This is a genomic window from Rhodococcus sp. MPR-R1B, assembly GCF_058793255.1.
The window spans coordinates 263,751-275,306 of the sequence record NZ_JBXAFO010000008.1 but is presented as its reverse complement, the minus strand read 5'-3'; the positions used below and the strand labels follow the sequence as shown (position 1 = coordinate 275,306).

At 62.9% G+C, this 11,556-nt stretch carries 8 protein-coding genes; all 8 read left to right on the top strand.

Translation table 11 applies throughout. The annotated features are described in order from the left end of the window. The coding region (locus AC1Q61_RS14440) for an aminotransferase class III-fold pyridoxal phosphate-dependent enzyme (RefSeq protein ID WP_492651114.1) at positions 1 to 663 on the top strand (663 nt) is incomplete at its 5' end. A gap of 292 nt (positions 664 to 955) precedes the next feature. Continuing rightward, positions 956 to 2,395, top strand: coding sequence for a uracil-xanthine permease family protein (locus AC1Q61_RS14435; RefSeq protein ID WP_003945984.1), 1,440 nt, complete (start codon positions 956 to 958; stop codon positions 2,393 to 2,395). A gap of 89 nt (positions 2,396 to 2,484) precedes the next feature. Beyond that, positions 2,485 to 3,387 (top strand): FAD binding domain-containing protein, encoded by a 903-nt coding sequence (locus tag AC1Q61_RS14430; RefSeq protein WP_007735487.1) that lies wholly within the window; start codon positions 2,485 to 2,487, stop codon positions 3,385 to 3,387. A gap of 2 nt (positions 3,388 to 3,389) precedes the next feature. Next, positions 3,390 to 4,034, top strand: a complete 645-nt coding sequence (locus AC1Q61_RS14425; RefSeq protein ID WP_003946048.1) for a (2Fe-2S)-binding protein — start codon at positions 3,390 to 3,392, stop codon at positions 4,032 to 4,034. Further along, complete coding sequence (gene cutA / locus AC1Q61_RS14420) at positions 4,031 to 6,553, top strand: aerobic carbon-monoxide dehydrogenase large subunit (protein WP_030537954.1); 2,523 nt, start codon at positions 4,031 to 4,033, stop codon at positions 6,551 to 6,553. The genes AC1Q61_RS14425 and cutA overlap by 4 nt, the downstream gene beginning before the upstream one ends. Continuing rightward, positions 6,550 to 7,221, top strand: a complete 672-nt coding sequence (locus AC1Q61_RS14415; RefSeq protein WP_007735490.1) for an SRPBCC family protein — start codon at positions 6,550 to 6,552, stop codon at positions 7,219 to 7,221. Before cutA ends, AC1Q61_RS14415 begins: the two co-directional genes overlap by 4 nt. 281 nt (positions 7,222 to 7,502) lie before the next feature. Next, a complete protein-coding gene (locus AC1Q61_RS14410) occupies positions 7,503 to 9,602 on the top strand; it encodes a hydantoinase/oxoprolinase family protein (protein WP_007735491.1) in 2,100 nt (699 codons plus the stop codon). Then, positions 9,602 to 11,545: a hydantoinase B/oxoprolinase family protein gene (locus AC1Q61_RS14405; protein ID WP_007735492.1), complete on the top strand. Its 1,944-nt coding sequence runs from the start codon at positions 9,602 to 9,604 to the stop codon at positions 11,543 to 11,545. Before AC1Q61_RS14410 ends, AC1Q61_RS14405 begins: the two co-directional genes overlap by 1 nt. Positions 11,546 to 11,556: the final 11 nt, after the last annotated feature.

Below are 11,556 nucleotides of genomic sequence, written 5' to 3'. Positions count from 1 at the left end.
AACAAGATCGCTGCGTTCTTCGCGGAGCCGATCATCGGTGCGGGTGGGGTGTATCTGCCGCCGGAGGGGTATCTGGCGGAGGTGCGTGACATCTGCCGTGAGCACGACATTCTGTTTGTCGTCGACGAGGTGGTGACCGGTTTCGGCCGGATCGGTGGTGAGTGGTTCGCGTCCACTCGTTTCGATTTGCAGCCGGACATGATGACCACGGCAAAGGGTTTGACGTCGGGTTATGTTCCGATGGGTGCGGTGTTCATCGCGCCGCGGGTGGCGGAGCCGTTCTATGCGGGTTCGTGGTGGCGTCATGGGTACACCTACGGCGGGCATGCCGGTGCTGCTGCGGCGGCGATGGCGAACCTGGACATTCTCGAGCGTGAGAATCTGCTCGCGGAGTCGAAGCGTTTGGAGGCGTCGTTGCATACGCATCTGCAGCCGTTGGCGGAGCATCCGCGGGTGGCGGAGGTTCGTAGTGGGCTCGGTGCGGTTGCTGCGGTGCAGTTGGCTGATCCGGCGGAGGCGTTGCCGTTTGTGAAGACGCTTCGTGAGCATGGTATTTCGGGTCGCGCTGCGGGTCAGGGTGCGATGCAGATTTCGCCGACGTTCGTCATGAGCGATGATCAGGTCGCGGAGATGGCAGCGGGAATCCTCGCAGCCCTCGGCTAGGACTGTCGTTTTCCGTTGACAGACATCGTGTTACGGAATCATTAAGCCGAAGAAAATGTTTGGGCCCTTCGTGGCGTGGTCCTCATTTCGGTCGAAACTGCCTCCAACACTGACGATGACCCCTGCCCGCATCATCTGCCACCATTGTTGCCAATCTCGGTGAGTGGGTTCTGGCAGATTGTCATCACGTCCAAATCTCGGTCCTGCATTAGCGTTTCACTCCAGACACGGTGTTTGTGAGCTGGGGCACAAAGCATTTCGAACACCTTCCTCCTTTGCGAAAGGTCTCGTCATGCCGATCTGGACGTTGCACGGAGACGGAAAGAACATCGGAGCCGGTGAAGTGGTCGCTCCCGGCGAGCGACTCAGTTGGGCGAGAACCATCGGGTTGGGCGGCCAGCATGTCGTGTCGATGTTCGGCGCGACGTTCGTCTTCCCGATCATCATGGGCCTCAATCCTCAACTTGCCGTGATGATGTCAGGCTTTTGTACGCTCTTCTTCCTGCTGGTGGTCAAGGGGCACGTCCCCAGCTACCTCGGAACATCCGCAGCTTTTGTCGGTGGCGTTGCCGCCATTCGTGCCCAAGGTGGAACGACGGCCGAAGTGACCGGTGCGATTCTGGTGTCGGGGTTGGTTCTGGGATTCGTCGGCATCGCCATCCACTTTCTCGGCGGTGGCGTCATCAGTAAAGCGCTACCGCCGGTGGTCACCGGCGCTGTGGTGATGTTGATCGGCTTCAACCTGGCGCCCGTTGTCGCGGGGTTGTACTGGCCGCAGGATCAGTGGGTGGCACTGATCGTGATGGTTGCACTGATCGTGATGAGCGTTGCGCTACGCGGCTTCCTGGGACGTATCGCCATTCTCGTCGCGCTGGTTTTCGGCTACATCTTCTCGTGGGTCCTCGACCGGCTCTCCGGTCCGATCACGTCCGCCAGTGGTAGCGGCGCACCCACCGAGCACTTTCGTGTCAACTGGGATTCGGTGCACTCGGCGTCCTGGTTCGGGTTGCCGCCGTTCTCGGACGAAGCCAACGGGATCGTCGGTATTCATGCTCCCTCGTTCAGCCTCACATTCATCGTTCTGGTGCTTCCCGGTGTCATCGCACTGGTCGCGGAAAACGCCGGACACGTCAAGGCGGTCGCCGAAATCACGGGCGACGATCTCGACCCGTACATCGGACGCGCCATTGCCGGTGACGGTTTTGCCACCGCCATCGCCAGCGCAGTAGGCGGCTCCCCTACGACGACTCATGCCGAGAACATCGGTGTCATGGCTGCCACGCGGGTGTACTCGACCGCCGCGTACGTGATTGCGGGTTTCATCGCGATCCTGCTCGGCTTCTCGCCTAAGTTCGGAGCAGTCATGGCGGCGACGCCCGGCGGCGTCCTGGGCGGAATTCTTGTGGTTCTGTTCGGCATGATCGGTCTGCTCGGCGCCAAGATCTGGAAAGAGAACGGCGTCGACTTCGGGAACCCGCTAAATCTGATGCCGATTGCCGCCGGTCTGATCATCGGTATCGGCGACACGGCGCTGAAGTTCAGTGACACGTTCTCGCTCGGAGGTATCGCGCTCGGCACCATCGTCTTGATCGTGATGTACCACCTCTGCCGGCTCGTAGGGTCCTGGAACCCTGAACTGAACAGGCCGAAGTCCGGCAGGCGGCCGGGCGCAACGCCGGGGGCGAATGCGTCAGATGACGAACGCGAAGAGCCCGTGGCGCAGCTCACGTGATGCCAAGTTGAATGTATGCCAGGTATGACCCGTGACCGTTGTCACATCTGCACAAAACGTGAAGTGACTCATAGAGGCAGGATTGAGTAATGAAACCGTCGCCGCTGACTTATCACCGACCGTCCTCGGTCGAGGACGCGTGCCGAATCCTCTCCGAGGTCTCTCACGAGGGGAAGGTGCTCGCCGGTGGGCAATCGCTTGTGCCGCTGCTGTCCATGCGCCTCGCCGCGCCCGCCCACATCGTCGACATCGGATCGATCCCGAACCTCGCTTCGGTGACCTCGTCCGAAGACGAAGGAGTGCGGTTCCAGGCCCTGGCCACGCACTCGGTGCTGGCGGCCGACGAAGGTGCTCGTCGAGTCCAGCCTCTGCTGAACCGTGCTCTGCAGTTGGTAGCGCACCCCACGATCCGTAACCGCGGGACGAGCGTCGGCTCCATCGTCCATGCCGATCCGTCGGCGGAGATGCCGGCAGTCCTGACGCTGCTCGGGGGCAGCGTGACCGTCCAGTCGGTGCGTGGCACCCGCGAGATCGCGTCGACGGATCTCTTCGCCGGCCCTCTCGAGTCGAGCCTGGAATCAGACGAGATCGCGGTGTCGGTGTCGGTGCCCGCCGCCGAACCCGGCGTGGGAACCGCCATCGACGAGATCGCGCGTCGTCACGGTGACTATGCACTGGTCGGCGTCGTCGCCCGGATTCGCGTGGTCGACGGTCTGGTGACCGAAGCGCACATGACGTACGTGTCCGCCGGAGAGCTGGGGCAGGTCGTGGACTACACGAACGTGCTGGCGGGGGCGTCCGCGACGGATCAGCGAGACCCGCGGTGGCGCACCCTCGGGGAATGCGCCCGCGCGCAGATAGATACCGAGGCAGACATTCACGGGACGGCGGCGTACCGCTCGCAGTTGGTGTCCGCGCTCACGGCGCGGGTCGGCTTCGCGGCGGCAACGGATGCTCTCAGTGAGAACGCAGTACTGGCAGGAAAGTGGTGACAATGTCCAAAAACGATCGCTCCATCGATGATCAACTTGCCGAGCTGGCAGCAGATACCGGTGAGCACCATGTAGCTGTCACGTTCACGCTCAACGAGGTGACGAACACCGTCGTTCTTCCCTCCCGCACTCTGGCTTCGGATGCCATTCGTCACCACCTCCGTAAGACGGGCACGCACGTGGGTTGTGAACACGGCGTGTGTGGTGCGTGCACCGTGCTGCTCGACGGAAAGCCTGTTCGATCCTGCCTCGTCCTCGCGGCCAGCCTCGAAGGTCGATCGATCACCACCGTCGAAGGCCTCGTCGAGCCGGACGGCACTTTGCATCCGGTTCAGCAGGCGTTCAAGGATTGTCACGGTCTGCAGTGCGGATTCTGCACTCCGGGATTCGTGACGACCATCGCGGCATTTCTCGAGGAGAACCCCAACCCCACGCGGGAGGAAGCTACCGACGCGATAGCGGGAAACCTCTGCCGTTGTACGGGGTACCAGAACATCAGGGCGTCGGTTCTGCGCGCAGCCGAGATCAAGCGTGAACGGGCCGGGCAGTTCCCGCTCGGAATCGACGACGCGTCCACTCGGGAGGCGTTGGATCGTAAAGTGCGGGGAACAACGAATCCCGTCGGAGGACGGGCGGGTAAGGCATGAGTACTCCGGTCAAACCAGCAAAGCGCAACGGGGCGAAGCATCCCGCTTCCGATCATTCGACGGCCGATCATTCGGTTGCCGACGACGGCAAGTTCTTCGGCAAACCGATTCCGCGCGAGGAAGATACGCGTCTGCTCAGCGGGCAGGGGCGATACCTCGACGATCTGGGCCACAATGCGCTGATCGCGGCATTCGTCAGGTCGCCGCACGCCCATGCGCGAATCATCGACATCGACATCGATCAGGCGCTGGAAGTGCCTGGCGTACATGCCATCTACACCTACGAAGATCTCCTCGCGGACACGCCGGAAATGGCGGAGAACCTGCCACTGCTCATTCCTCATCCGGGAATCATCGCTCCGCGCAACGGGTATCCCCTCGCGAAGGACGAGGTGAAGCATGTCGGAGAAGCCATCGCCATGGTGGTCGCCGACAACCGGTACATCGCCGAGGACGCTTGCGCGAAGATCGACGTCACCTACGAGGCGCTGAAGCCTGTAGTGGGGATCGACGTCGCTCGCACCGCCGCCAACGCCGTCCACGCCGACGTTCCGGACAACGTCGCCGCTCACCTGCAGCACGGGTTCGGAGATCTGGATGCCGAACTGGCCGCCGCGCCGCACCGACTGACGCTGGATCTCGAAATCGAGCGTTCGGCTTCCATGCCGATGGAGGGCAAGGGCGTCTACGCACGTTGGGACGGTGACGAGAACACCCTCACGTTCTGGACCTCCACCCAGACGTCCACGTCCGCCCGCGCCGCAATCGCCGCGCGATTGGGGATGGCGCTGAACAAGGTTCACTGCATCGCTCCTGACGTCGGCGGCGGATTCGGCGTCAAGATCGTTCACCCGTGGCCCGAAGAAGTCATGATCACGTGGGCCGCTCGACGCCTCGGCCAGGCCGGTATCTCCTGCGAGGTGAAGTGGGTCGAGGATCGCCGTGAGCACTTCATCTCGAGCGCACACGAGCGCGGGCAGATCCAGAAGGTCGACATCGGATTCGACGACGAGGGTCGTCTGTTGGCGTTCGACTTCACGTTCTGGCACGACAACGGTGCCTACCTGCCGTACGGGATCATCGTCATGATCAACACCGCGACGCAGGTTCTCGGGCCGTACAAGCCGAAGTCGTTCCGGGTCAACGCCTATTCGCTGTACACCAACACCGTGATCGTGACCCCGTACCGCGGCGCCGGACGTCCGCAGGCCGTGTTCGCGATGGAGCGATCCATGGACGCCATCGCCAAGTACCTGAACAAGGACAAGATCGCGGTGCGGGAGGCGAACTTCATTCGCCCCGAGGACATGCCGTACGACTTCGGCCTGATGTTCCAGGACGGACGCCCGTTGATCTACGACACGGGCGACTATCAGGCAGGCATCGAAAAGCTCAAGAAGCTCATCGACTGGGACGGATTTCCCGAGTACCAGAGGAAGGCTCGCGCCGAAGGTCGGTCGGTCGGAATCGGTATCGGTGCGTACGTCGAGGGAACCGGACCCGGACCCTACGAGGGTGCGCACGTCGTGGTCGAGACGTCCGGAAAGGTCAAGGCCGCAACAGGCCTGACGACGCAGGGTCAGGGCCACCAGACCGCGTTCGCCCAGATCGTTGCGGACGACCTCGGAGTCAAGGTCTCCGACGTCGAGATCGTCACGGGTGATACCCGCCGGTTCGGTTATGCCGTCGGCACTTTCGCCTCGCGTGGTGCGGTCATGTCAGGTTCGGCCTTCCACGTCGCAGCGCAGATGGTCGCGGAGAAGGCGAAGAAGATCGCGTCCGGAATCCTGGATCTGCCGGAAACCGAACTGGAACTCCGGGAAGGCCACGTGTGCAAGATCGGCACCGAAGCCGGCGTGGAAGGTACGTCCGTACCGCTGAGTGTTGTTGCCGTGCTGTCGAACCCGCTACGATATGCGTTCGACCGTGAGTCGAAGCTGGCCACCGGTTTCGCCAAGACCGACACGGACATGTCGAAGCCGCCGATTCCCGAGGGCGAGCAGCCCGGTCTGGAAGCAACCGGCTACTACTCGCCGCCCAGTTCCACCTTCGCTTCGGGAGTGCACGCGGCGATCGTCGAAACCGATCCCGTGACAGCGGAAATAACGGTGCGTCGTTACGTTGTCATCCACGACTGCGGAAACGTGATCAACCCCCGCATCGTCGAAGGTCAGGTCATGGGCGCCGTTGCGCAAGGTATCGGCGGCGCACTCTACGAGCGGATCGTCTACGACGAGCACGGGCAGATGCTCAACGCGTCGTACATGGACTTCTTGATGCCGTTCGTCACCGAGATGCCGGATTCGCTCGAGATGGATCACACCGTCACGCCGTCAGGGCTCAACCCACTCGGAATGAAGGGTGCCGGTGAGGCGGGTGTGATCCCCACCAGCGCCGTCATCGCGGCTGCCATCGAGGACGCCGAAGGAATCTCGATCACGTCCATGCCCATTTCACCGTCCGAACTGTTCGAACTTCGACTCGCACATGCGGGTTCGTCATCAGAGGAGAATGCATGAGAATCGCCGGCACCGCGCAGCTGACGGCACCTCGCGAAGAGGTCTACGACAAGCTCCAGGACGGTCGTGTACTGGCCGCGACCATTCCCGGTGTGCAGTCGCTCGAGCAGCTCACGGACAATCACTACAAGCTCTCCATCATGGCGGGAGTTGCGTCGATCAAGGGCGTCTACGACGGCGAGGTTGTTCTGTCGCAACAGAATCGGCCTAATTCGTTTGTCATGACGGCTTCGGGGGCGGGTGCTCCCGGCACGGTGAAGGCGGACGTCACGGTCACCTTGACGGAGAACGAGGGTGGCACGCTGCTTTCGTATGACGCCGACGCCGTGGTCGGCGGGATGGTCGGCGGCGTCGGGCAGCGCATGATCACCGGTGTAGCCAAGAAGATGGCCGGGGTGTTCTTCAAGAGCATCGACGGCGTCATTGCCAACGGCATCCCCGAGAAGGTCACTGCCGCCGTGGCGGCGGCGGTACCGGCAGTGGCGGTCGAAGGCGCGCCGGTAGTTTCCGGAGCTGTCGCGGCACCGGCGGTTCTCCCGGCCGCTGCACCGACAGCGGGCGGCACAGATGCTCGCACGGTGATGGTCAGCGCCGTCGTCGGCGCAGCCATTGCTTTGTCAGGTGTTGCTATAGGCGGATTCCTGGCGCGTTCTGGTTGTCGCGAGTAGTTCACTCAGGTGTCAACAGCTGATTTGCGATGAGGGAAACGCCCCGAACCGACCAGGTTCGGGGCGTTTTTCACGTCCGCGTAACCCACGGGGGCGCCGGCGAAGATCCGCTCGTGATCGTGCGCCGAACCTTGGTCCCCCGATTCGGCGAATTGTGACAAAGAATCCGCTCTTCCGAACCTGTGGAATAGCTCTACACGTCAGGTACGAGCCACTTACCGGCTAGGCCGCAACCGTCGATCGGTACCAGACGAGACGAGCCAAAGATCTCAGGAGGAAGCGTGGAACCCAGGAAGATTCGGGTCGGTATCGATACCGGCGGAACGTTCACCGACATCGTGGCAGTGGACGACGAAACCGGCGCCATCGTCACCACCAAGACCCCGTCCACCCCGGCGGACCCCGCCGAGGGCTTTCTCGCCGGTATCGAGAAGGTACTCGCCAAGCTCGGTGAGAGTGGCGACTCCATCGGTGCGGTCAGCCACGGCACGACCGTAGCGACGAACAAGCTGCTCGAAGGCAAGGTCGAGAACCTCGGCTTCATCACCACTGAGGGCTACGAGCACGTTCTCGAGATCGCTCGTCAGTCGGTGCCGGACGGTTACGGCAACTCGTACTTCTGGGTCAAGCCCGAACGCATCGTCCCCGCCGATCGTGTACGCACCGTCGGTGGACGCCTTTCCTTCGACGGCAGCGAGATTCGTCCGCTCGACGAAGAGAGCGTTCGCAGCGCAGCGCAGTTCTTCAAGGACCGCGGGATCCGGACCATCGGCGTCTGCCTCATGCACTCGTACGCCGATCCGACGCACGAGGAGCGCGTACGCGACATCCTCTTCGAAGTTTTCCCCGATGCGACGGTGAGCATCTCGAGCCAGGTGCTGCGTGAGTACCGCGAATACGAGCGGTCCATCACCACACTCGTGGACGCCGCGGTCAAGCCGAACATCCGCAACTACGTGAACAACATCGCGAATCGTCTGCGTGAGTTCTCGACCACCGACGGTGAACCCCGCGACATCCCGTTCTACGTCATGAAGTCCAACGGCGGTGTCCTGTCGGCCAAAGAGGTTGTTCACCAGCCTATTACGACAGTCCTGTCGGGACCGGCCGCCGGAGCCCTCGGTGCTGCGCTGATCGCCGACGCCGCCGGCGTCGAGCAGGTGTTGACCTGTGACGGCGGCGGAACGTCGACGGATGTCACCGTCGTGGTTCGCGGCGAGCCCGCGCTGACCACCGAAGGGCGAGTAGGCAACTACCCGTCGAAGATCCCGATGATCGACGTCGTGACCGTCGGCGCCGGTGGTGGGTCGATCGCGTGGATGACGCCGGAACACACCCTCCGAGTCGGCCCTCAGTCGGCCGGCGCCGATCCCGGACCGTTGTGCTACGGCAAGGGCGGCAGCGAACCGACCATCACCGACGCGCACGTCCTGCTCGGTCGCATCCCACCCCACCTACTCGGTGGCGAGATTCCTCTCGACACGGAATTGGCACGCAAGGGCCTCGAAGAGCTTGCAACACAGCTCAGTCTGGGCTTCGAAGAGTGCGCGGTCGGCGTCCTCGAGGTCTCGGCATGGAACCAGGCCAACGCCCTGCGTCAGATCACCGTCAAGCGTGGCCTCGACGTTCGCGACTTCACCCTCGTGACGTTCGGCGGCTCCGGCTCCCTGCTCGCCTGCCGTCTCGTCGACATCCTGGGTCTGAAAGACGTTCTCGTCCCGCTCAATCCGGGTAACGTCTCCGCGTTCGGTCTGCTGACGGTCGATGTCCGCAACGACTACGTCCAGACGCACGTCAGTCGTCACGACCGGTTGAAGGCTGAAGACCTGCAGAGCCAGTTCGACGCGCTGGCCGGCGAAGCCGAGATCGCGCTTGCCGAAGAGGGTTTCGACGAGACGCAGCGCAAGTACTCTCGCACTGCGGATCTGCGTTACCTCGGTCAGGCCTTCGAGGTACGCGTCCCGGTGGCGGAAGGTACCGTCACGACGCAGATCATGGACGACGCGGCCGAGGCGTTCCACCAGGCGCACCGCGAGCTGTACGGCTACGACTTCCGGGGAGACCCGTCGCAGCACGTGGAATGGGTCAACCTGCGCGTGAGTGGCATCGGCCCGATCAAGCGTCCGACGCTCAAGGAGATCCCGGCCGGCACCGGCGCCGACACCGCTCGAACCGGTTCGCGTCAATCGTATTTCGACAGCTGGGTCGAAACGGCCACCTACGATCGCACACTGCTCGGTGCGGGTGACGTCATCGAAGGACCGGCCGTGATCGAGGAGTTCAGCTCGACTGTCCCGATCCATCCCGGATTCTCGGCACGTATCGACACCTTCGGGAACATTCGTATCTCGAAGTCTTCCGACTCGAACGGAGTGAAGTGATGACCGCCATTCTCGATGCTGCTGCTGCCACCGCGGCCAAGCCGTACCGACTCACCGCTACCGACGGCGCGTCACCTGATCCGATTTTGGTCGAGATCGTCGCCGGTTACCTCGCCAGCGTGGAAATGGAGGTCGAGACCTCCATTTCGCGCACCTCGCGCTCACCGATGATCCGTGACGCTCACGATTTCCGCGCCGGTATTCACGACCGGAACCTCCGCAAGCTCACGGGCCGTTCGTATTCCGCGCTGGTGCATCCGATCGCCCGGGACTTCCCACTCGAGACGATGAAGCCGGGAGACGTGTACTTCCACAACGACGTCTACCTGTCCGAAGGTGGCATCGGCCATCTCCCCGACCTCTGCGTCACGGTGCCTGTCTTCGCCCGCGTCACTCCCGATGCCGAGCCGAAGGTTGTTGCGTTCGTTCAGGCATTCGGTCACCACGACGACATCGGCGGTTGCTGCCCCGGCTCCATGCCGTCCGGCGCCACCACGGTGTACGAAGAGGGACTGATGGTTCCGCCGATCAAACTGTGGGACCAGGGAGTTCCCAACGAGGCGGCACTGCGCATCATGACGCGTAACTCCCGTATGCCGGATGCGTTGGCAGCTGACCTCGACGCCGAGTGCTCGGCGTGCCTGATGGGTGCGCGTCGACTCACCGAATTGTTCGAGCGCTACGGCGTCGACACCGTCGAGTCGTGCTTCGACGCGATGATGGACGCGACCACCGAGACGTACCGTCGCGAGATCCTCAGCAAGATCCCGGTCGGTGAGTACACGTGGGAGGACTACGCCGAGCACGACGGCGTCGACGAGCCGATGCTCCACATCCAGCGCATCACGCTCACGAAGACGCGGCCGGAGGACGAGGGCGGCGAGCGACTCATCCTGGACTTCAACGGAACCGGACCGCAGGCAAAGGGTCCGATCAACCACTGCGGTGACTACGCGGACGGAAACTTCCTCATCAAGTGGTTGGCCCCGATTCTGCGTAACCTCGCGGACACCCCGGAGCGCATGGCCGAACTGGATGTCAACGAGGGCGTCGTACCGCTGATCGAGATGAAGTTCCCCGAGAAGGGAACACTGATCACCCCGATCTTCCCCGCTCCCACCAACGCGCGCACGTTTGTCATCCTCCGTCTGCTCGGAGTGCTGGCCGGCGTCGTGGCCAAGGCTGTGGACGGCAACATGCCCGCCGATCAGGAGACCATCAGGTACACCGGTGTTTACGGTGAGGACTTCGAGGGTCACTCGTACCTCATGCGTGAGGTGCTCGGCGGAGGTTCCGGCGGACGCTACTACGCCGACGGCGAGGACACGATTCACGTCGTTCCCGATTCACGGAACCTGCCGACCGAGTTCACCGAGAGCCGTTTCCCCTTCATCGTCGAAAAGCTCGGTCTGGCCATGGATTCGGGCGGAGCCGGACGTTACCGCGGCGGCTTGGGATACGAGAAGCACATCCGCATGCTCAAGGATGCTCACTTCATGTCCATCGCGGACCGTTCGATTCTCGCCTGCTGGGGAGTCAAGGGTGGCAAGGCCGGTCGGCCGTTCTCCGTCGTCCTGGATCCGGGTGGACCGAACGAGCGTGAGTTCGACGCGCTGACCGATGCCGAGCCGATCAAGGCCGGCGAGGTCGTACGGATTCGCACCACCGGTGGTGGTGGTTGGGGAGATCCCCTGGAGCGCCCGACCGAAGAGGTCTTGCGAGACATTCAGTGGCGCAAGGTTTCCGTAGAGGGTGCACGCGACGACTACGGCGTTGTCGTCGTGATCGAGGGTGACGAGCCGACCGTCGACGAGGCTGCTACCACGGAGCTACGGGATCAGTTGCGCTCGGAACGCGGTGAGAACGAGCCCTTCTTCGATCGGGGTCCGGGCTACGCGCAGCTTTCCGGTGGCGCCACCTCAGCGGTCTACGACTACGTCTAGGACGGAAAACT